General features: G+C 66.4%; 17 protein-coding genes. 10 read left to right on the top strand and 7 right to left on the bottom strand.

Annotation, left to right across the window (positions count from 1 at the left end; translation table 11 throughout):
• The first annotated feature begins 50 nt into the window (after positions 1-50).
• Both ACIQ09_RS02470 and ACIQ09_RS02465 read left to right on the top strand, forming a co-directional pair.
• Positions 51-1,214, top strand: coding sequence for an HD-GYP domain-containing protein (locus tag ACIQ09_RS02470; RefSeq protein ID WP_398305585.1), 1,164 nt, complete (start codon positions 51-53; stop codon positions 1,212-1,214).
• A 142-nt stretch (positions 1,215-1,356) separates the two neighbouring features.
• The gene (locus tag ACIQ09_RS02465) at positions 1,357-4,170 is read left to right on the top strand and encodes an EAL domain-containing protein (protein WP_398305582.1); all 2,814 of its coding nucleotides are present in this window, start codon (positions 1,357-1,359) and stop codon (positions 4,168-4,170) included.
• A gap of 34 nt (positions 4,171-4,204) precedes the next feature.
• Here ACIQ09_RS02465 and ACIQ09_RS02460 read toward each other — a convergent pair whose 3' ends face one another.
• The 4 genes from ACIQ09_RS02460 to ACIQ09_RS02445 all read right to left on the bottom strand — a co-directional run bounded on the left by ACIQ09_RS02460 (position 4,205) and on the right by ACIQ09_RS02445 (position 7,719).
• Positions 4,205-4,729, bottom strand: coding sequence for an LEA type 2 family protein (locus ACIQ09_RS02460; RefSeq protein ID WP_398305579.1), 525 nt, complete (start codon positions 4,727-4,729; stop codon positions 4,205-4,207).
• A gap of 1 nt (position 4,730) precedes the next feature.
• Entirely contained in the window at positions 4,731-5,609 is an 879-nt protein-coding gene (locus ACIQ09_RS02455) for an NAD(P)-dependent oxidoreductase (protein ID WP_398305576.1), read from the bottom strand.
• A gap of 1 nt (position 5,610) precedes the next feature.
• Positions 5,611-6,483, bottom strand: a complete 873-nt coding sequence (locus ACIQ09_RS02450) for an NAD(P)-dependent oxidoreductase (protein ID WP_398305573.1) — start codon at positions 6,481-6,483, stop codon at positions 5,611-5,613.
• Between the two features lie 75 nt (positions 6,484-6,558).
• The gene (locus ACIQ09_RS02445) at positions 6,559-7,719 is read right to left on the bottom strand and encodes a PQQ-dependent sugar dehydrogenase (protein WP_398305570.1); all 1,161 of its coding nucleotides are present in this window, start codon (positions 7,717-7,719) and stop codon (positions 6,559-6,561) included.
• 152 nt (positions 7,720-7,871) lie between these two features.
• Here ACIQ09_RS02445 and ybiB point away from each other — a divergent pair, with 152 nt between their 5' ends.
• The 3 genes from ybiB to ACIQ09_RS02430 all read left to right on the top strand — a co-directional run bounded on the left by ybiB (position 7,872) and on the right by ACIQ09_RS02430 (position 12,890).
• Positions 7,872-8,798: a DNA-binding protein YbiB gene (ybiB, locus tag ACIQ09_RS02440; protein WP_398305567.1), complete on the top strand. Its 927-nt coding sequence runs from the start codon at positions 7,872-7,874 to the stop codon at positions 8,796-8,798.
• Positions 8,799-8,949: 151 nt separating this feature from the next.
• Complete coding sequence (locus ACIQ09_RS02435; protein ID WP_398305564.1) at positions 8,950-9,747, top strand: caspase domain-containing protein; 798 nt, start codon at positions 8,950-8,952, stop codon at positions 9,745-9,747.
• 410 nt (positions 9,748-10,157) lie between these two features.
• Positions 10,158-12,890, top strand: a complete 2,733-nt coding sequence (locus ACIQ09_RS02430) for a molybdopterin-dependent oxidoreductase (RefSeq protein ID WP_398305561.1) — start codon at positions 10,158-10,160, stop codon at positions 12,888-12,890.
• A gap of 46 nt (positions 12,891-12,936) precedes the next feature.
• On the opposite strand, the gene ACIQ09_RS02425 is transcribed toward ACIQ09_RS02430, so the two are convergent.
• Genes ACIQ09_RS02425 through ACIQ09_RS02415 form a run of 3 tightly spaced genes read right to left on the bottom strand, consistent with a single transcriptional unit; the run spans position 12,937 to position 14,906 of the window.
• Positions 12,937-13,827 (bottom strand): hydrolase 1, exosortase A system-associated, encoded by an 891-nt coding sequence (locus ACIQ09_RS02425; protein WP_398305558.1) that lies wholly within the window; start codon positions 13,825-13,827, stop codon positions 12,937-12,939.
• A complete protein-coding gene (locus tag ACIQ09_RS02420) occupies positions 13,824-14,657 on the bottom strand; it encodes a hydrolase 2, exosortase A system-associated (RefSeq protein WP_398305555.1) in 834 nt (277 codons plus the stop codon). Before ACIQ09_RS02420 ends, ACIQ09_RS02425 begins: the two co-directional genes overlap by 4 nt.
• Positions 14,658-14,906, bottom strand: coding sequence for an acyl carrier protein (locus ACIQ09_RS02415; RefSeq protein ID WP_398305552.1), 249 nt, complete (start codon positions 14,904-14,906; stop codon positions 14,658-14,660).
• A gap of 265 nt (positions 14,907-15,171) precedes the next feature.
• Between ACIQ09_RS02415 and ACIQ09_RS02410 the strand changes: the two genes are divergently transcribed.
• The 5 genes from ACIQ09_RS02410 (at position 15,172) to ACIQ09_RS02390 (ending at position 22,170) form a co-directional block, all read left to right on the top strand.
• Positions 15,172-15,867: a GNAT family N-acetyltransferase gene (locus ACIQ09_RS02410; RefSeq protein WP_398305549.1), complete on the top strand. Its 696-nt coding sequence runs from the start codon at positions 15,172-15,174 to the stop codon at positions 15,865-15,867.
• A 133-nt stretch (positions 15,868-16,000) separates the two neighbouring features.
• Positions 16,001-17,251 carry a glycosyltransferase gene (locus tag ACIQ09_RS02405; RefSeq protein WP_398305546.1) on the top strand — a complete coding sequence of 417 codons (1,251 nt, stop codon included), beginning with the start codon at positions 16,001-16,003 and terminating at the stop codon, positions 17,249-17,251.
• A gap of 125 nt (positions 17,252-17,376) precedes the next feature.
• Positions 17,377-18,981: an acyl-CoA ligase (AMP-forming), exosortase A system-associated gene (locus ACIQ09_RS02400; protein ID WP_398305543.1), complete on the top strand. Its 1,605-nt coding sequence runs from the start codon at positions 17,377-17,379 to the stop codon at positions 18,979-18,981.
• Positions 18,978-20,222, top strand: coding sequence for a pyridoxal-dependent decarboxylase, exosortase A system-associated (locus ACIQ09_RS02395; protein ID WP_398305540.1), 1,245 nt, complete (start codon positions 18,978-18,980; stop codon positions 20,220-20,222). Before ACIQ09_RS02400 ends, ACIQ09_RS02395 begins: the two co-directional genes overlap by 4 nt.
• Positions 20,223-20,382: 160 nt before the next feature.
• Entirely contained in the window at positions 20,383-22,170 is a 1,788-nt protein-coding gene (locus ACIQ09_RS02390) for an asparagine synthetase B family protein (RefSeq protein ID WP_398305537.1), read from the top strand.
• The last annotated feature ends 26 nt before the right edge of the window (positions 22,171-22,196 follow it).

Below are 22,196 nucleotides of genomic sequence, written 5' to 3'. Positions count from 1 at the left end.
TGCCGGGGGCGTCTGCCCCGCAGCCCGCTGAATTGCGCCAGGAGAACACCGTGCCACCGCCCGCCGATCCGCTCCACCCGCTGATCCTGGTCGTCGACGACGCCCCGGACTCCATCGAACCCATCGTGAACTGCCTGCACCGGGCCGGCTTCCGCACCCGCATCGCCACAAACGGCGAGCGTGCCCTGGCGCTCGCCGCCAGCAAGCCCCTGCCCGATCTCATCCTGCTCGACATCAGCATGCCCGACCGGGACGGCTTCGAGGTGTGTCGCCAGCTCATGGACGACCCCCTCACCGCCAGCATCCCGGTGATCTTCCTGACCATCCGCAACGAGGAGGTGGACGAGCAGCTGGGCTTTGACGCCGGCGCGGTGGACTACATCGCCAAGCCCATCAGCCCGCCCCTGGTGCTGACCCGCATCCGCAACCACCTCACCCTGAAGGCCGCCAGCGACTTCCTGCGTGACCGCAACGCCTACCTGGAAAACGAGGTGGTACGGCGCACCCGGGAGCTCGGCCTGATCCAGGACGCCACCATCGTCGCCATGGCCTCCCTGGCGGAGACCCGCGACAACGAAACCGGCAACCACATCCGGCGTACCCAGATGTATCTGCGCACCCTCGCCAGACACCTGCAGAACCACCCACGCTTCGCCGCCGAACTCACCGACGGCAACATCGAACTGATGTACAAGTCGGCGCCGCTGCACGACATCGGCAAGGTCGGCATTCCCGACCGCATCCTCCTCAAGCCCGGCAAGCTCACCCCCGCCGAGTTCGAGATCATGAAGACCCACACCACCCTTGGCCGGGACGCCATCGCCAAGGCGGAGGCCCTGTTCGGCATCGCCGCAAGCTTCCTGCGCTTTGCCAAGGAGATCGCCTTCTCCCACCAGGAAAAATGGGATGGCAGCGGGTATCCGCTTGGCCTGAGCGGCGAACGTATCCCCCTGTCGGCGCGCCTGATGGCCGTCGCCGACGTCTACGATGCGCTGATCAGCCAGAGAGTGTACAAGCCCGCCCTGCCCCACGGCGACGCAGTGGCGATCCTGCGGGACGGCCGCGGCAGCCATTTCGACCCGGACATTCTCGACGCCTTCCTGGCCCTGCAAGGCGAGTTCCAGCTGATTGCCCAGCGCTTTGCCGACAGCACCGACCCTGCCGACAGCGCGGAGCGTGAAGCCGAGCGGCTACGCATCGTCTTCGGCAACTGAGGCCGGCCCGGCAGCCTCGCGCGCGACGCCCTAAGGTCTCCGGGCGGGCTCAAGAACGCCGTTCGACATCCGTTAAAAGCTGGCCCAAGCAGAAGAGGCACAGCACAGCCCCACTCCGGAGCCAGGCCCAACAGGAGACGTGATGCCGCCCAGCCCGACACCTCACCCGGTCGTCGATTTTTTCCGCCGCTTCGGGCTGGCGCTAATGGTGTTCGCCGTGGCCGCCGCGCTGACCCTGGAGAACTACCACTCTACTGTCGAAGAACAACTGGCCGCCACACGCACCCAATTCCAGCTGACCGCTCAGCAGCAGATCGCCCGCCTGCAGGAACGCGTGATTCACCTCCTCGGCCACGGAGATGCCCTGCAACGCCAGATCGCCCTGCAGCCCGGCATCAGTGCGCCGGCCTTTACCCATCTTGCAGCCCCGGTCCTGCACCTCCATCCGGAAGTCCTGCGCGCTGGCCTGATGCGGCTGGATGGCAACACACCAGTAGTGGACATCAGTACCGGCCCCGGGAACGAGGGCGGGAGCGGGCCAACACCCGGCAGCCTGTTTCCCGCTACGCGCATGCCCGATGCCGGTCAACTGGCCCACATCCACGACGGCATTGCCAGGGCCGCCCGCACTGGCCAACCCACCGCCAGCCAGCCCTACCTCCTCTCTCCAGGCACCAGCGACAAGGCCCAGGCGGTACTCGTGACCCTGCCCGTGGTCCCCCCCGAACGGCCGGAGGAGCCGCACCGGAAGCTGGTCTTTATCGAGATCCCGGTGGATCTGCTCATCGAGCAATCCCTGCAACCCGCCATCAGCCGGGACGCCAAACTGCACTTCGAGCTGGAACTGGTCGATGGCACCGACGAGCCGCGCTTCCTGTACACCAGCCCGGACTTCCGCATTGGCGAGATGTCCTACGCCGATGCCATCAAAGTGGCGGACCGCCGCTGGCTGATGATCACCGCGCCGTCCGGCCTGAGCTATTCCCTACTGCCCGGGCAGGACGCCGGTGGGCGCCTGTTTGCCGGCCTGTCGATGGGCATCCTGGCAGCCGTCGTGCTCTACGTGCTACAGACCCGGGCCGACGCCATCCGCCATCAGGTGCGGGAGAAGACCCTCGCCCTGGCCGACGCCAATGACGCCCTCGGCCAGTACGTGAAGGCCCTCGGCGAGACCAATCGCCTCCTCGAAACGGAAGTCGACAAGCACGCCAAGGCCGAAACCCTGCTGCGCGAGACCACCTCCCTGCAGCGGGCTATCCTCGACTGCGCCGAATACGCCATCGTCTACACCGACTCCGCCGGCATCATCCGCGTCCTCAACCCGGCCGCCGAGCGCCTGTTCGGGCACCAGGCCGGGGAGCTCATCGGCAACGAGACCCCGCTGGTCTTCCACACCGCCGAAGACATCGCCCGCTGGACCCTCGCCCACAAGGCCAACGGTTTTGCCGCCCTGGCCGACGAAACCGGCAGTGGCCACCTGGAACCCCGGGAGATCACCCTGCGGCGTCGGGACGGCAGCACCTTCCCGGCCAACATCGCCATCTCGGTGGTGCGGGACAGCCAGCGCCAGATCCGCGGCTATCTTGGCATCATCGCTGACATCACCCAGCGCCAGGCCGCCGAAAGCCGCATCCGCCACCTCGCCCATTACGACAACCTCACCTCCCTGCCCAATCGCACCCTGCTCAACCAGCACCTGGCGGAGGCCATGAATGCAGCCCGCGAGCGGCATCGGGGCGTGGCTGTACTGTTCACCGACCTGGACCGCTTCAAGTACGTGAATGACACCCTCGGCCACCAGGCCGGCGACCAGCTGCTGCTGTCGGTGGCCCAGCGCCTGAGAGCCTGCGTGCGTGACGGCGACATGGTGGCGCGCACCGGGGGGGATGAATTCGTCGTGGTGCTGGACGATCTGCAGGAAGGCTCCATGCCCGAAGACGTAGCCGAACGCATCCTGGCCAGCCTGGCCCGCCCCTTCGAGCTGTGCAGCCAGCAGGTCACCGTCACCCCGAGTATCGGCATCGCCCTGTACCCCAACGATGGCAACGACGGGGAAGCCCTGATCAAGAACGCCGACGCCGCCATGTACCTGGCCAAAGAGCGCGGCCGCAACAACTTCCAGTTCTTCGACCATGGCCTGTCGGCGCGCTACTCCGAGCGGCTCGACCTGGAAAACCGCCTGCGCCATGCGCTGGATGAGAATCAGCTGGAACTCTTCTACCAGCCCCAGGTAGACACCCTCTCCGGCGAGCTGATCGGCATGGAAGCCCTGATCCGCTGGCGTCAGCCTGACGGCAGCATGATCCCGCCGGACAAATTCATCCCCATCGCCGAAGAATGCGGCCTCATCGTACCCATCGGCGCCTGGGTGCTGCAGGAGGCCTGCCGGCAAATCCAGGTGTGGCTGCGGGAGGGCATCTGCCGGGTGCCGGTGGGAGTCAACCTGTCGGCCCGCCAGTTCGACGACGCGGAGCTGCTCGACACCATCAAATCAGCCCTGACCAACGCCAGCCTGCCCCCCGCCTACCTCGACCTGGAACTCACCGAGAGCCTGGTGATGCGCAACCCCGAGCACACACGCAGCATCCTGGCCGAATGCAAGAAGCTCGGCCTGCAACTATCGGTGGACGACTTCGGCACCGGCTATTCGAGCCTGGCCAACCTCAAACGCTTCCCCATCGACCGACTCAAGATCGACCGCTCCTTCATCAAGGACATCGTCACCGAACCCGACGACGCCGCCATCGCCCAGACCATCGTCGCCATGGCCCACACCCTGCGCCTGGAAGTCATCGCCGAAGGCGTCGAAACCGAAGCCCAGCTGGCCCTGCTGCGCCGCTGGCGCTGTGACGCCTACCAGGGCTACCTGTGCAGCCGCCCCATCAGCGCCACCGACATGACCCAGCTGTTACGCGGCCTACGGGCATCGCGGATGGTATCTCTGGCGCCCATGTAAGAGGGGCCGGTCAGGCCCCCGGGCGCCGCAAAGTCTAGAACTGCTCCACTGGCGGCACCGGTTCGCGCCGCTGCACCTCGCCAAAGCCCTTCGGCATCCCCACTTGGCCGGTTTCGTCGAAGTCGAAGCCACCGAAGTTGCCGGTCACCAGGCGGCCGCGTACCCGGTAATCCACCCGGTCGCGCCCCTTGGCGAGTTCGCGAAACTGGCGCATCAGGCTCGCCAGCCCGGTGGTGGCGGTCACGTCCACCAGCCCGTTGCCGAGGCGCGGGATGACCACCGGCTTGTTGCTGACGCCGGTGGCAAACTGCTGGCCGTTGAGATCCAGCCGAAAGGTCAGACCCTCGATGGGGATCTCGACACTATTCGGGTTGGTCACCCGCAAGGTCAGCATGAAGCGCTGCTCCAGCAGAGTGCCGTCCAGGGGGCGGATATCCACCACCGCCACCTCCGGCTTCTTCATGCCCAGTTGAAGCCCGGCACAGCCCCCCAGAGCGGTCAGGCCGAGGCCCGTCGCCAGGAGCCCGGCAAACTTGCGTCGTCCTGCTGCATTCGTCATGTCAAGCTCCCTTGCATTGAACCGGCTCAAGCACCCGCAGCAGACTGGCCGTATCGTCCCTGCCACCGCCCATCGCCATCAGGGCGTTGAGCTGCTGCCAGGTCTGGGCGGCCACCGGCAGGGGCGCGCCGAGCTGGCGGGCCTCCTCCATCAGGATCGCAAAATCCTTGTGGTGCAGGCGTGACTGGATGCCCGCGGCAAAATCCCGGCGCGCCATGCGCCCCCCCATCACGTCCAGCACCCGCGAAGCTGCCGAGCCGCCCATCAGGGCCTCGCGCACCTTGTGCAGGTCCACCCCGTGGGCATCGGCAAGGCGCATGGCCTCGGCGCAGGCCTGGATGGCGTTGACCATGATCATCTGGTTGCAGGCCTTGGCCACCTGGCCGGCACCGGCCGGGCCGATGTGCACCACGGTCTTGCCCAGGCAGGCAAACAGTGGCCGGACACGCTCCAGCACCGCGGCGTCGCCGCCGGCCATGATGGCCAGGGTGGCGTCCCGGGCCCCCACCTCGCCGCCGGACACGGGCGCATCCAACCAGCCTATACCCTTTTCCGCATAGCGCGCCGCCACCTTGCGGGCCGTCTCCGGCGCGATGGTGCTCATGTCCACGTGGATGGCGCCTTCCGCCAGGCCGTCGATGAGCCCGTCCGGCCCGAGGGCCAGGTGTTCCACATCGGCGCTGGCCGTCACCACCGAGATGACCACCTCGCAGTGGCGCGCCAGCTCCGCCGGGGTGGCATGCACGCGGGCGCCGGCCTCGGCGAGGGGCGCTGCCGATTCAGGCCGGCGCGCCCATACGGCCACCTCGTGGCCGGCCGCGATCAGATGCCCGGCCATCGGCCGGCCCATCACCCCCAGTCCGACAAATCCGACCTTCACCTCATTCCCCCGACAGGCTTTCCAGCAGTTTGAGGGCGGCGACGGAATCCTCCTCACCCATACCGCTGCCCACCATGGCATTGAAAAGCTGGGCGGTGGCGGCGCTGCTGGGCAGCATCAGGCCCAGGCGATGGGCCTCCTGCATGACGATGTTCATGTCCTTCTGGTGCATCCAGGCCTTGAAGCCGGGCTTGAAGTTGCGGTCGAGCATGCGCTGGCCGTGGTTCTCGAGGATACGGCTGTAGGCAAAGCCGCCCAGCAGCGCCTCACGCACCTTGCCGGCATCCACGCCGCTCTTGCGGGCAAAGTTGAAGGCCTCCGCCACCGCCAGCACACCGACGCCGGTGAGGATCTGGTTGCAGGCCTTGGCCACCTGCCCGGCCCCCGGCCCACCGATCAGGGTGGCCGCCTTGCCCATGCGGGCAAACAGGGGCTCGACCTTGGCGAAGGCCGCCGCGTCACCGCCCACCATGATGGTCAGGCCGCCACTGATGGCCCCCACTTCGCCACCCGACACGGGGGCGTCGAGCATGGTCACGCCCTTGTCCAGCAGGCGGGCCGAGATCGACTGGGCTGCCGCCGGAGCGATGGTGCTCATGTCCACGTAGATCAACCCGGCCCGCGCGCCTTCGGCCACGCCGCCAGCCCCCAGGGCCACCTGCTCCACGTCGGCGGCGTCGGCCACCATGGAGAACACCACGTCGCAGCCCGCCGCCACCTCGGCAGCGCTGGCTGCGCCTTTGGCGCCGGCTTCGAGCAGCGGCGCCATGGATTCGGCACGGCGTGCCCACACGGTGAGGTCAAACCCACCCTTGAGGATATTGAGGGCCATGGGGCGCCCCATGATGCCCAGACCGATGAAACCAACCTTCATGACGTGTCCCTGTTGCCGGAAAAAAGAAGCGAGCCTAGCCGCCACCGCCCTACAGCGCAATCAGGGCACGCCCGCTCAGCCCCCGTAGCTGACGCGGTAGATCGCCCCGGCCAGGTCGTCGCTGATCAGCACCGAGCCATCGGGCAGTTCCAGTACATCGGCCGGACGGCCCCACACCCGCTCGCGGCCGTCCCCGCCCACCTCCAGCCAGCCCTCCACAAACACCTCCTGATGCACGTTTTTGCCCGCCACATCGGTGTCCACCCGGACCACCCGATAGCCGGACTTGCGGCTGCGGTTCCAGGAGCCGTGCTCGGCAATCAGCAGCGTGTGGCGATAGGCAGCCGGGAACATCGTGCCCCGGTAGAAGCGCATGCCCAGGGCCGCCACATGGGCGCCGAGCTTCAGCACCGGCGGCGTGAAATCAGCGCAGGGGCGGGCCTTGCCAAACTCCGGGTCGGGCAGGTCACCCTGGTGACAATAGGGAAAGCCGAAGTGCTCGCCAGGGCGATTCAGGCGGTTGAGCTCGTCGGACGGTACATCGTCCCCCAGCATGTCGCGGCCATTGTCGGTGAACCACAAGCGCCCATCCTGGGGGTGCCAGTCGAAGCCCACCGTGTTGCGCACCCCGCGGGCCACCACCTCGGCCCCGCTGCCATCCGGGCGGATGCGCTGGATGTTGGCATAGCGGCCCTCGTCCTTCTCGCACACATTGCAGGGCGCCCCCACCGGCACGTAGAGCCAGCCGTCCGGGCCGAAGGCAATGAACTTCCAGCCGTGGTGGCGCTCCCCCGGGAAGCGTCCGGTCACCACCCGCGGCACCGGGGGCCGTGCCAGGCGCGCCGCCACCCCATCGAGGGCGACGATGCGCGACACCTCGGAGACGTACAGGCTACCGTCGCGCCAGGCCACCCCAACCGGCTGGGTCAGCCCCCGGGCCAGCACATGGACCCAGGCGGCACGGCCGGCGTCGATCTCCACCCCATACACCTGGCCCGCCTCACGGCTGCCCACATACACCACGCCACGCCCGCCCGAGAAATCCCCCAGGGCCATCCCCCGGGCATTGGGCACCTGATCGGTAAGCACCTCGATCCGGAAGCCGGGCGGCAGGCGCAGGCGCTCCACCGGCAACCCTGCCCCGGTGCAGATGCCGGCGGACAATACCAAGCCCATACCCAGTGCCAGCCTTCTTCCGAGCCCCGCCCACACACCTCCCTGCAGCCATCGTTTCATCGCGCCCACCCCCAGTGACAGATCAGCACAGCATGCACCCAGGCGCCGGGGGACGCCACCCGCTAGACCGAGCCATGCGCAGCACGGCGCGACTGCTGCGCCGCCGCATCCGCTACACTCGCCGGATCTGAAACCCCGTCACCCTGTCCATCATGTCCTACGCCCCCTTCATCAAGGAAATCGGCCGCGGGCCGAAAGGCTCCAAACCCCTCACCATCGATCAGGCCGAGGCCCTCTTCGGCGACATGATGGATGGCCGCGTGCCGGACCTGGAGCTGGGCGCCATCATCCTGTCCATGCGCATCAAGGCTGAATCGCCGGACGAGCTGCTCGGTTTCCAGCGCGCCCTCGACGCCCGCACCGCCCACGTGGCCGTGCCGCCGGGCCCGCGCCTGGTGGTGCTGCCCACTTACAACGGCGCCCGCCGCCAGGCCAACCTGATGCCCCTGCTGGCGCTGCTGCTGGCCCGCGAGGGAATTCCGGTGCTGATCCAGGGCCGCCACGACTTCGAGAGCCGGGTCAGCCCCTTTGCCCTCCTTGAAGCCCTCGGTATCACCCCGGCCGCCAGCCTTGCCGACGCCGAAGCCCGCCTCGCCAGCAACCACCTCGCCTGCCTGCCCCTGGACGCCCTGGCCCCCGGCCTCGACCCCTTGCTGGCCCTGCGCCCGCGCCTGGGCGTACGCAACAGCGCCCACACCCTGGCCAAGCTCCTCGACCCGGCCCCCGGCCACAGCGTGCGCGTCGTCTCCGTGACCCACCCCGAATATCTGGAGCGTATGCACGGCCACCTCGTGGCCCAGGGTAGCGTCGCCCTGCTGCTGCGTGGCACCGAGGGCGAAGCCTACGCCAATCCCCGCCGGCGGCCGCGCCTCGAAGCCTTCGCCAACGGCCAGGCCCACGTCGCCTTTCCCGCCGAAGAAGGGGGCGCGCCCCCCATCGACGGCCAGCCCGACGATCCGGAGATCCAGGCCAACGCGGCTCTCATCCGGGTCATGCTCGATGGCAGCCTGCCGGTTCCCCAGCCGATCCTCGATCAGGTCGCCGCCCTGCGCCAGCTCAGCCAGGTGCCGCGCAGCTGACAACGGCAGGGGCGGCGCGATGCAGAAGCCGTTGACCTTTCAAGCCCGGGTGCTTAAATCCATATTCCATAGCCCGGCCGCGTGCCGGGCCCCAGCGCTCCCGCCGGCTGCCTCGGCAGCCCCGGAGGCGGACACGAGAGGGAGACGGATCATGAGCAAGAAGGCGCTGTGCATCGGCATCAACGACTACCCCGGCACCCAGAACGACCTGTCAGGCTGCGTCAATGACGCCAACGACTGGGCCGCCACCCTCACCGCCCGGGGCTTCACGGCCAGCAAGCTCATCGACGCCCAGGCCACCAAGGCCGCCATGGTCGCCGGCATCGGCAGCCTGGTGAGTGGCGCCGCCAAGGGCGACACCGTGGTGATCACCTATTCCGGCCACGGCACCTGGGTACCCGACCGCAACGGCGACGAACCCGACGGCCGTGACGAAGGCCTGTGCCCCTGGGACATCGGCTCCGGCAAGGTACTGCTGGACGACGAGCTGGCGCCCCTCCTCACCAACCGGGCAGCTGGCGTGCGCGTGCTGCTAATCTCCGACAGCTGCCACTCCGGCAGCGTCACCCGGGGCGACAACACTGACCTCGACCCCGGCATGCCCCGGGCCCGCTTCCTCCCGCCGGAGGCATGGATGAAGCCCGAAGACCTGCCCGACGCCAGGGCCGCCCGGCTGCCCGCCGTGGGTGGCCTCGCCCGCAGCGGGGGTGACCTGCTGCTGGCCGGCTGTACCGATACCCAGTTCAGCTGGGACACCAGCTTCCGCGGACGCCCCTACGGCGCCTTCACCTACTACGCCCTGAAGGCCCTGGCTGCCCTGCCCACCAGCGCCACCTACCAGGACTGGTTCAAGAAGATCACCCCGGCCTACCTACCCACCAACCAGTTGCCGCAGAACCCGCAGATATTCGGCACGCGCACGGCCCGCGCATGGAAGATCTTCGCCTGAGCCGCACCCGGGGAGCCACCTTCTGACGCTCTGCATCCCGAGCAACGTTTCCACCAGTTACCCGAGACGCTGCCAGTCGGACACCCGTCACATACTGGCCCGCACGAAACTGCACCACGTCAGGCGAGGCGTCCCCCGCCTGCTTGCGGGGCTCCCCGCTACCACCACAACCTGCTTGCCGCTCCTGGGCTGACAGGGAAGGGCAATCTGCCGCTCCCGCCCGGAACACACCTGGGTGCATCAGCCGCGCCGGGCACGCTTTGACCCAATGATGGTGCGCTCATGCCGGAAATGCACCATCCCGGCACCGGCGCACCCCGCTTTGGTGCGGACAAAGCGCCAAAGGACGCCAGAGCGCCCCTCTTCCGCATGGCACATCCTTTGCTTTATCCACAGACAAAGGAGTCGTGATGGCTGAAACCAGATCTACCTGTTGTTACTGCGGCGTCGGCTGCGGTGTCGTGATCGAACATGAAGCTGGCCGTATTGTCGGCGTCAAGGGTGACGCCAAGCACCCAGCGAACTTCGGCCGCCTGTGCACCAAGGGTTCGACCCTGCATCTGTCCAGCGCCCCCGAAACCCTGATCGCCCGCGCGCTGTATCCCGAACTGCGCAACGACCGCGGCCAGGCCCGCGAACGGGTGAGCTGGGACGTGGCCCTGGATGCCGCGGCCGAGCGTTTCGCCGCCATCATTGCCGAGCACGGCCCCGATGCCGTCGCCGTGTATGGCGCCGGCCAGTTGCTGACAGAGGACTACTACGTCTTCAACAAGCTGGTGAAGGGCCTGATCGGCACCAACAACCTCGATACCAATTCCCGTCTATGCATGTCCAGCGCCGTGGCCGGCTACAAGCTGAGTCTGGGTGCCGACGCACCGCCCTGCAGTTACGAGGACATCGCCCACACCGGCGCCCTGTTCATCTCGGGCAGCAATACCGCCTTCGCCCACCCGATTGCCTTCCGGCGCGTCGAAGACGCCCGCAAGGCCAATCCGGAAATGAAGCTGGTGGTCATCGACCCCCGCCGCACCGACACGGCCGAGGCCGCCGATCTGCATCTGGCCCTGTTGCCCGGCACAGACATCGCGCTCTACAACGCGATGCTCCACGTCATGCTGTGGGAAGGCTGGGTTGATCGTGGGTACATTGATGCCCACACCGAGGGCTTCGACGCCCTGAAGAAGGCTGTCCGCGAGTACACGCCAAGCATGGCTGCGGCCATCTGTGGCCTGGAACGTAAAGCCATCGAGGCGGCGGCGCAGATCTTCGCCACCTCCCCGGCAACCATGTCCATGTATTGCCAGGGGCTGAATCAGTACAGCTTTGGCACCCACAACAACTCGGCGCTGATCAACCTGCACCTGGCCACGGGCCAAATCGGCCGCCCTGGTGCCGGGCCGTTCTCCCTCACCGGCCAGCCCAATGCCATGGGCGGACGCGAGGTGGGTGGCCTTGCCAACCTGCTCTCCGCTCACCGGGACATGGCCAATCCCCAGCACCGGGCTGAAGTTGCCGCCTTGTGGGGTGTGGACGAGGTCCCGGAGAAGCCCGGCCGAAGTGCCGTGGAGCTGTTCGAGGGGCTGCAATCCGGCGAGGTCAAGGCGGTCTGGATCGCCTGCACCAACCCGGCCCAGTCGATGCCCGACCAGGCCATGATTCACGCCGCCCTGCAGAAGGCCGAATTCGTCGTCGTCCAAGAAGCCTTCGGCCATACCGAAACCTGTGCTTACGCCGACCTCCTGCTCCCCGCCAGCACCTGGGGCGAGAAGGACGGCACCGTCACCAACTCGGAGCGCGCCATCAGCCGCGTCCGAGCCGCCGTGTCCGCGCCGGGCGAAGCCCGCCACGATTGGGCGATCGTGGTGGATTTCGCCCGGCGTCTGGGCATCCGCCTGGGCAAGGGCGAGCTTGCCGCGCGGATGTTCCCCTACACCACTCCCGAGCAGATCTGGAACGAGCACCGGGAGTCCACCCGCGGGCGCGATCTGGACATCACCGGCCTCAGCTACGCCCTGCTTGAAAGCGCCGGCCCCCAGCAATGGCCCTTCCCGGAAGGCGCCAGCCAGGGCAAGGTCCGGCTGTACGAGGATGGCGTTTTCCCGACACCTTCGGGCCGGGCCCGCTTCGTCGTCACCGAGCACCGCATTACGGCCGAATCGCCGAGCGCCCGTTACCCGCTGCACCTCAACACCGGCCGCCTGCGCGACCAGTGGCACGGAATGAGCCGCACGGGTCTGGTCGCCCGCCTCTACAGCCACGAGGCCGAACCGCTGCTGCACATGCACAAGGACGACATGGAGCGGCGCGGCCTGACCGGTGGTGATCTGGTGCAGGTGAAGAGCAAGCGCGGCGCCGTCGTGCTGAAGGTCATGGAATCGGCCACGCTGCGTCCGGGGCAGACTTTCCTGCCCATGCACTGGGGCGGCAACACCATGGGCGGCCAGGGCGTCAACGTCCTGCTTCCCCGCAGCTTCGACCCCGTTTCCAAGCAGCCCGAACTCAAGCACGCAGCCGTGCAGGTCGCCAGGTACACCGCTGGCAAGGCGCTGGTGGCCATGCGCCGCTCGGAGCCGGATGCCGACGGCCGCCTGCAACCCAACCCCCTGGATGTGATGGACAAGCTGCGCCGCTGGCTGCCGCACTTTCCGTACGCCAGCCTGACCCTATCGGGACGCAATTCACCGGTGGTGGTGCTGAAGGCGTGCGCCGAGGAGTTCCCCCAGGCAATGCTTGAAGCACTGGACCGGGATCTGGCCCTGGACGACCCTGGCCAAGTGCTGTCCTATAAGGACGATCGCAGGGGGGTGACAAAACGGGCAAGGGTGACCGGCGACACCCTCAGCGCCTTACGCCTGGCGGGAGAGACCAAGGGGGCTGAATGGCTGACCGAGATGGTGATGCAGGGCCACTCTGTTGCCGCCGCACGCCCGTGGTTACTCGCCCCGCTGACTCAGCCTCCGGTGGCACAGACTGCCCGCGGCAAGGTGATCTGCAACTGCTTCGATGTCGCCGAGGACGACATTCTAGCGGCGTTCCGCAGCGGAGAATCCCTCGAATCCCTTCAAACCCGCACCAGATGCGGCACCAACTGCGGCTCCTGCGTGCCCGAGTTGAAGCGTCTGGGGCAAGGCGTGACCCACTGAACTGTAGGACATCGTGGTGCCTTCTCACGCACCACGATGGATGATCTCAGCGGACCAAGCCCTTGGCCTTAAGCCAGGCATGGGTGGCTTCGGCAACAGCCCGGGTTTCTCCGGGATCGGAGAAACTGTGGTCCGCATCCGCAAAACGGGTGATCTCCAGGTCGGAACGCTCCAGCACCCTGCGCCATTCAGGACTCGATTTGCAGGCGTCGTCGAACTCCCGCGCCACATAGTCACGCCCACTCAGGAAAATGGCCAGAGGGCCCTTGCGGCCTAGCAGCCCCCGGGCCATGCGCTCGGGGAAAGGGCTGCCGACGTCGCTGACAACATCCACAGAGGCATCGGCAGGCGCCTTGCGCCTTGCTGCACGAACAACGGAAAACAGGCTGCCGAAGGACTGGAGAAAGCTCACTTTTCCGCTGCCGAGCTTCTTCCAGAAGGACGGATCGGCAATGCGCTGCAGGTAGTAGTGCTTGAGGATGACCTTTGCCTTACCCGCCTGGGAATGCACCCACGGATTCAGCAGCACTGCCGCGGCAACCCGCGGATCCTTGTGAGCCGGGTACAGACACACGGCGCTGGCACCGTCGCACAGCCCCCAAAGCACCACTTGGCGCAAACCCGGACATGCCTTCAGGAAGGCACCGATGGCCGCGTCCACATCTTCACTGACAGACTCGAAATCCCGCGTGGCGCCGGTTGAATCGCCCATACCACGGTAATCAAAACGCATGCAGGGGACACCCTGCTCGGCCAGATGACGAGCCAACAAGACAAACTGGCGGTGGGCACCGGCCCGGTACTGGGGCCCGCCAACGATAACGAGCACACCGGTTTCGGCTGCTGCCTCAGGCACCGAAACAATCCCCAACAGAGACTCTCCGGCGCAATCGAAAAATACGGCACAGTCCTGCCGGAGACGCGGTTCGGCGGTCATGAAAAACCCTCCAGCGCCTTCACGGAGGCCTCGATCAAGGCGGGGCACAGCTCGATTTCCTGGGTTTGCCAGAAAGCCGGGCCCACCACTGCCTCGGCGCGCACCTGCACGCCAGCCTTGGACCAGCGCTCCACCAACATCCGAAGGGCCGGAGAGACCTCGGTACGATCAGGGGGACCCACTTCGAAAGCGGCCACCGGCGCCCCATAAGCGGCCGGCAGCGCCAGGGTGGCGGCTTCCATGCCACTGGCCAGGGCGCCAGACAGGCGGTAACCGGCGATGTCCACGGCTTCACCGGCCTGCAGGCTGCCACGGATGGCTTCCATGGAAGCTTTGGCGTCCGCATCGGCGAGCATTTCGCCGGCAGCCTTGAGGCGCAGGAACTGGGTGAGGTGCTGACGTCCGTTGGCTACGGGCTGCCACAGCAGCAAGGGAGCAATGACGCCACTTGAACGCAGCCAGTCGGACAGCACCAGCGCGCCACTGCGCAGGCTCCACAGGGCCAGCGGACCGGAGAGATGCGCCTCGGCCCAGCGCCAGGCATCCTGAAGATCCCCATTCCAGGCCGCCCAGCTGGCGTCGCCGAAATCACCGTCGCTGTCACCACAACCGGTGAAATCCACCTGAAGGGTATTCCAGCCATGTGCGGCAAAAGCCGTGGCTGCGAGCGCCACCATACGCCGGGACTTGTTCATCTCCTCGGCGAAGGCATGAGCAAAGACGAGCGTACCCTTGGGTACTTCAGCGCGAGTCACCAGGCAGAAGCGACCTCCTGCCGTCACCCCGCCCGGGAGGAAGAACGCCTCCCGCCGGGGCGTGTCAGCAGCCACTCAGGCGAGCTTTCCGTTCACGAAATCGACGAGCGAACCCACGGTTGCAAACGTGGATCCGTCAATTTCGTCGTCTTCCACGATGAAGCCGAAGCGCTCTTCCATCATGTTGATCAGACCGACAACCGCCATGGAGTCAAGATCAGGCAGGGCACCCAGCAGCGGGGTATCCAACTCGAACCGGGAAGCAGCACCACCCAGACTCAAGACTTCGTCGAGAATCGACAACACTTCGTTCTTCGTATCCAAAAGCAGACTCCAGTCGGGAAAATCCTAGTATGCAGACGCGAGCACACCCCGGACAGCGCCAGAGAGGGCAAGCTTGATATCATTGCATTATATGCGACACGCACCTTCGGGGGACCGTGAAGTACGTTGCAGAGCAGCGGCACTGAGAGCAATCAGCTCGAATTATCCTTGTTTTGCACTTTCCCACAGTGTGTGGTCACGCCTAGCGGTTACCTTTCGCGCCTGCCGGCTCCCGGCAGTCTCGCTTCACTGGCCTCACCCGACCATGCCTTTTCAACGCATCCGCAACACCTACGACCAGCTGGGCGCCCTTGATGGCAGCCTCTATTACCTGAGCCTGCTGCTGAACAGAGGGAGCCTCGGTCATGCCCGCCTGGTCCGCTATTACCTGGTTGCCCAACCCATCCATGGAGCGGCTGCATGCCGCCCGTCGGCAAAGAACCCGATCGTCGAGCTCACCCCGGACGACCCGCTGATTCCCCGCTTCCCCCGCCCGCCGGAAGTCATCGCCAGGCGAATGCGGGACAAGGCTCAGTGCTTCGTGGCCCGCTCAGGCGACGAATTCACCGGTTTTCTGTGGCTGGCCTACGGCGCCTACGACGAGGATGAAGTGCGCTGCCGCTACGAGCTGGCCGATTCAGACGCCTGCGTATGGGACTACGACGTCCATGTGGAGCCCAAGCACCGCATCGGGCGTACTTTCGCCCGTCTCTGGGATGCCGCCAACGCTCATCTGAGTGCCCGCGGGATTCGCTGGAGCATGTCGCGCATTTCCGCGTTCAATCCGACCTCCCTGGCCGCCCACGGCCGACTGGGAATCGACAGATTGTGCAGCGCCACATTCCTGTGCATCGGCCCTCTGCAGCTCAGCTTCATCAGCGCAGCCCCCTGGTTTCACGTCAGCCTGTCGGCCGACTCCCGCCCTATACTGAGCCTTGCTGCACCGCGCCACAGACAATGACCGGCGGAAGCACTATTTGGCAAAATATATGAAGGGTGTCGGTTAAACTCCGCGCCTCAATTCAGAATAAATTTCCCGGCATCCGTCGACCTACCACGCCTGGCCGGGCCGGCGACCCGGGTACAGAGTGTTCATGAACGACAAGCGCGTGCTGATGATCGCCTACCATTACCCGCCCGTGAAGGCGAGCAGTGGTATCCAGCGAACCCTGAAGTTCTCGGAATACTTGCGGGACCACAAGTGGGAACCGATGATCCTGACCATTTCCCCGCGGGCCTACGAGGCGGTCAGCAACGACCAGATGGACGAGATACCCAGCGGCATGGTGGTGGAGCGTGCCTTCGGCCTGGACACCGCCCGGCACCTGTCCCTCAAGGGCCGCTATCTGCGCTGGATGGCCCAACCCGACCGCTGGGTGAGCTGGTGGCCGATGGGGGTGATCCGCGGGCTGCAGCTGATCCGCCGCCACAAACCCCGGGCGATTTTTGCCACATTCCCCATCGCCACTGCACCGATGATCGGCCTGACCCTGCACAAGCTGTCGGGCCTACCCCTGGTCCTCGACTTCCGGGACGGCATGACCGAGCCCGGCTACCCGGTCAACCCCAGCACCTGGAAAATCCACCGGCGCCTCGAATCCCGGCTCATCGGCGCCTGCAGCCGCGCCATCTTCACCACCCGCGCCACCCGGGACATGTACGCCGAGCGCTACCCCGACAAGCCGGCAAGCTGCTGGACAGTGATCGAGAACGGCTTTGACGAGGACAACTTCCGCGACGCCGAGCGGGGCCTGGACACCCGCCCCCTGGGCAACGACGGCCAGATGGTGCTGGTGCACAGCGGGGTGCTTTACCCCGCCGAGCGCGACCCGCGCGCCTTCTTTGCGGCGCTACAGGCCATGAAGGCTGCCGGCGAGGTTTCCGCGGCAGGATTGCGCATCATCCTGCGGGCCACTGGCACCGACGATTACTACCGCAAGCTGCTGGCCGAATACGGCATCGACGACATCGTGGTGATCGAGCCCGTGGTTGCCTACCGCATCGCCCTCCAGGAAATGATGCGCGCCGACGGCCTTTTGCTGTTCCAGGCCGCTGCCTGCAACAAGCAGATCCCGGCCAAGCTCTACGAATACGCCCGCGCCGGCAAGCCCATCATCGCCCTCACCGATTTTGCCGGCAACACGGCGGGCACCCTGAACACGCTGCAGGCCCCGTGGATCGCCGACATCACCGATGCCGGGCAGATCCGCAGCATGCTCAACTCGATCATCGGCCGCTGGAAGGATGGCACCCTCCAGGGTATCGAACGCCAGCTTGCCGACACCTGTTCACGCCGGTCGCGCACCGCCGAGCTGGCCAGATTGCTCGACAGCCTGCCCGCCTGAAGCACGGAATGACCCCGGCTGTGATCCATCACGCGTATTCGGTCATGAAGCTCAGATAGACTGGCGGCCGCAGTCAAACAGTGGTTTTGCCCGCCAAACCGGTTCGAAGAATTCATTCCAGCCCCATGCACACTACGACTCTCCTCCACGAACTCATCTCCGCCTCCGCCGCGCGCAATCCGGACTCCGCCGCGCTGACCGCCGGGGCAACGACCCTCAGCTACCAGGACCTGGACGCCCAGGTCACCGGCTTTGCCTCCGGGCTGATCGAGCTCGGGCTCGACCGGGGTGAGCGTGTGGGCATCTTTCTGGACAAACGCATCGAGATGGTGGTGGCGAGCTTCGGCACCGCCCGCGCGGGGGGCGCCTTTGTACCGGTCAATCCGATTCTCAAGGGCGAGCAGATCGGCCACATCCTGCGTGACTGCAACGCCCGGGTGCTGGTGACCTCCCCCGAGCGCCTGCCCCTGCTGGCGGAGACCCTGGATCATTGTCATGACCTGCGCCAGGTGATCCTCACCGGCCCGCTCACCAAGCCGGTAAGCCTGCGCTCGATCAGCCTGCATCAGTGGTCCGACCTTCTGGCCAGCGCGCCGCGCAAAGGCCATCGCATCATCGACAACGACCTGCTGTCCATTCTGTACACCTCCGGCAGTACCGGTCGCCCCAAGGGCGTGGTGCTGTCCCACCGCAACATGGTGGCCGGTGCCAAGAGCGTCGCCTCCTACCTGGGCAACAACCCGGACGACACCCTGCTGGCAGCCCTGCCCCTGTCCTTCGACGCGGGCTTCTCGCAGCTCACCACGGCCTTCCATTCCGGCGCCCGGGTGGTGTTGCTCAACTACCTGCTGCCCCAGGACGTTCTCAAGGCCATGGTCAAGGAGAAGGTCACCGGCCTCACCGCCGTGCCGCCCCTGTACATCCAGCTCGCCCAGCTCAAGTGGCCCGAGACGGTCACCGACCATCTGCGCTACTTCGCCAACACCGGCGGGCGCATGCCTCTGGAAACCCTCAAGGCCCTGCGCGCCCACCTGCCACGCACCCAGCCCTTCCTGATGTACGGTCTCACCGAGGCCTTCCGCGCCACCTACTTGCCCCCCGACCAGGTGGATACCCGCCCCGACTCCATCGGCAAGGCCATCCCCAACGCCGAAGTGCTGGTGCTGCGTGATGACGGTACCGAATGCGCCCCGAACGAACCGGGCGAGCTGGTCCAGCGCGGCGCCCACGTGGCCATGGGCTACTGGAACGATGTGGAGAAGACCGCCGAGCGCTTCAAACCCCTGCCGGCCACCGCGCCAGGCCGGCAGAGCGGCTTCGTGCTGCCCGAGATCGCCGTGTTCTCCGGCGACACCGTGCGCCGTGACGAGGAAGGCTATCTGTACTTCATCGGGCGCCGCGACGAGATGATGAAGACATCCGGCTACCGGGTCAGCCCCACCGAAGTCGAGGAGATCCTCTACAGCACCCAGCTGGTGGGCGAGTGCGTCGCCTTCGGCGTGCCCCACCCGGCCCTCGGCCATTCCATCTGCGTGATCGCCACCGGCAAGGACGGCGCGCCCCTCGACAGCGCAACCCTGCTGACCGAGTGCAAGCAGCGCATGCCGGCCTACATGGTGCCCTCGGTGATCGAAGTACGGGACGGCCCCCTGCCCCGCAACCCCAACGGCAAGATCGACCGCAAGACCCTTTCCACCGAATTCGAGAATCAGCACAAGGTGCAGCAATGAGCGACATCATCCGCGAGAAGCCGGTCCATGCCTCCACCGACCAGTTCCCGGTCCAGGGCAACGAGCTGCTGGTCGGCGGCATTCCCCTGACCCGCCTCGCCGCCCGTGTTGGCCAGACCCCCTTCTACGCCTATGACCGTGCGCTGCTGACGCGCCGCGTGGCCGATCTGCGCGCCGCCCTGCCAGCCGGCATCAAGCTGCACTACGCCATGAAGGCCAACCCGATGCCGGCAGTGGTGAACCACATGGCCCGCCTGGTGGATGGCATCGACGTGGCCTCGGCGCTGGAGCTCAACGTCGCCCTGGACAGTGGCGCCGACCCCCACGAAATCAGCTTTGCCGGCCCTGGCAAGGGTGACGACGAGCTGCGCAAGGCCGTCGCCTCCGGCATTCTCATCAACATCGAGTCCTTCCGCGAAGTCGGCGTGCTGGCCGCCATCCAGCGGGAAACCGGCTGGACGGCGCGGGTCGCCGTACGCGTCAATCCCGACTTCGAGCTAAAGAGCTCCGGCATGAAGATGAGCGGCGGGCCCAAGCAGTTCGGCGTGGACGCCGAACAGGTGCCCGAGCTCCTCGCCGAAATCGGCAAGGCCGGCCTCGCCTTCGAAGGTTTCCACCTGTTTGCAGGCTCCCAGAACCTGCGCCCCGAAGCCATCGTCGAGGCCCAGCGCAAGTGTTTCGAGCTGGCCCTGCGCCTGTCCGAGGCAGCCCCCTCACCGGTCAGGTTCCTCAACCTGGGCGGCGGCTTCGGCATTCCCTATTTCCCTGGCGAGCAGCGCATCGACCTGTCCAGCATCGGCGCCAATCTTGCCGCCATCCAGCAGGAAGCCCGCGAGAAACTGCCCCAGGCCGAGATCGTCATCGAACTGGGTCGCTACTTCGTCGGCGAAGCGGGCGTGTATGTGTGCCGCATCGTCGATCGCAAGGTCTCCCGCGGCCACACCTTCCTGGTCACCAACGGCGGCCTGCACCACCACCTGTCGGCCTCGGGCAATTTCGGCCAGGTCATCCGCAAGAACTACCCTGTCGCCATCGGCAACCGCATGGACGCACCGGCGGGCGAAGCCGTATCCGTGGTCGGCCCCCTGTGTACCCCGCTGGACATCCTCGGCGACCGCATGAACCTGCCCGAGGCCGGGCCCGGTGATCTGGTCGTCGTCTTCCAGTCCGGCGCCTACGGCGCCAGCGCCAGCCCGCGCGGCTTCCTGAGCCATCCGGATCTGGTTGAAGTCCTGGTGTGAGCGACGGGTGCTGAGTGCGCTACCTCCGTGGCAAGCCACTACGCACTGACAACCATATCCACGCCACGCAGAAAGCCTGACGGTCCGATTGCCCACCGGGCAGCGCAGCAATGTGCCGTGAATCAATGAATGAATGGAGTCGGTTTTGGAAAGCACAACCTTGATCCACGCCCGCCTGACGGCGCCGAAGAGCGGTGTCTCCCCGGACCTTGCCATCCAGTCGTCCCCTGACGGCTGGTCCTGCACCTGGGCCGGTGGCCGGCTGAACGCCCGCAAGCCCGCCGACTTCGCCGAACGCAATGGCATCCTGTGCATCAACCGGGGGGCACCGCGCTTTCCCGAGGCGACCGCACGGGGCGCAGCAGCCTGGCTGGAACGCTTCGAGAAGCTCGGCGTCAAGGTCGTCGATGGGGTCAAGGGGCGCTTTGCTGTCGCCTTCATCGACACCCGCAGCAACACCGTGTCCCTGTTCAACGACCGCTTCGACACCGACCCCTGGTGCTACGGCCATGAGAACGGCGAGTTCGCCTTCGCCGACCGTGCCGACGGCGTTCCCCTCGAAAAGCGCAGCATCAGCCCGCAGACGATCTTCGACTATCTGTACTTCCACGTCATTCCGTCGCCCCTCACCATCTTCCAGGAAGTCCTGCGCCTGCCGCCGGCCAGCCTGCTGCAATGGAACGGTGGCCAGGCGCGCATCGCCAAGCACTGGACGCCGGAATTCACGGAATCCCCGGGGATCAGCCTCTCCGAAGCCAAGGGCCGCTTCCTCGACATCGTCCGCGAATCGGTCAGGAACGAATACGCCGGCCCCAACACCGGCTCCTTCCTCTCCGGGGGCACCGACAGCTCCACCGTATCGGGCATGCTCTGCGAAGTAGGCGGCGCCCCGGCCCGCACCTACTCCATGGGCTTCGATGCCACCGGCTACGACGAAATGGAGTACGCGCGCATTGCCGCCAAGCATTTCAAGACCGACCACCACGAGTACTACGTCACCCCGGAAGACCTGCTCGAAGGCATCCCCCTCGTGGCCCGCAGCTACGATCAACCCTTCGGCAACTCCTCCGCCGTGCCCGCCTGGATCTGCGCCAGCCGCGCCCGCGCCGACGGCATCACCAAACTGCTCGCCGGTGACGGCGGCGACGAGCTCTTCGGCGGCAACTCCCGTTATGCCAAGCAGAAGGTCTTCGGCTGGTACGAAACCATCCCTGCCCTGCTGCGCAACACAGTGGTCGAGCCGATTTCCGGCCTCCCTGGCCTGGGCAGCATCCCGCTGGTCAAGAAGGGTGTCAGCTACGTCGAACAGGCCAGCGTGCCCATGCCCGACCGCATGGAAATGTACAACCTGCTGCACCGCCTGGGCATCGACACCGTCTTCGAGCCGGGCTTCTGCCGGCGCATCGACACCGACGAACCCGGCAAGCTGCAACGCGCCACCTGGGCCGAAGTGAAGAACGCCAGCCTGGTCAATCGCATGCTGGCTTTCGACTGGAAATACACCCTGGCCGACAACGACCTGCCCAAGGTCATCGGCACCACCCGCCTGGCCGGGGTGGATGTGGGCTTCCCCTTCCTCTCGGACGAGCTGCTCGACTATTCCCTGACGCTGCCCACCGAGTGGAAGCTCAAGGGCCTCAAGCTGCGCTGGCTGTTCAAGGAAGCACTGCGCGGCTTCCTGCCCGACGAGATCATCACCAAGAAGAAGCACGGCTTCGGCCTGCCCTTCGGCATCTGGGCGGTCAAGCACCCGGGCCTCAGCAAGCTGGCCAAGGACAACCTGGAAGCCTTCGCCGCCCGCGGCGTGATCCGCCCGGCCTTCATCCGCGAGCTGCACGAAAAGTGGCTGCCCGAAAGCCCGGGCTACTACGGCGAGATGGTATGGATCATCCTGATGCTGGAGCAGTGGCTGCAGGCCTATGCCCCGGACTGGAAGATGGAAAAGTAAGCCCGAAATCAAAAGCCCGCTAACGC

This window comes from Zoogloea sp., assembly GCF_044344315.1.
Taxonomy (GTDB): domain Bacteria; phylum Pseudomonadota; class Gammaproteobacteria; order Burkholderiales; family Rhodocyclaceae; genus Zoogloea.
Note: the sequence above shows the minus strand (reverse complement) of the source record. Positions and strands in the feature narration are given on the sequence as shown.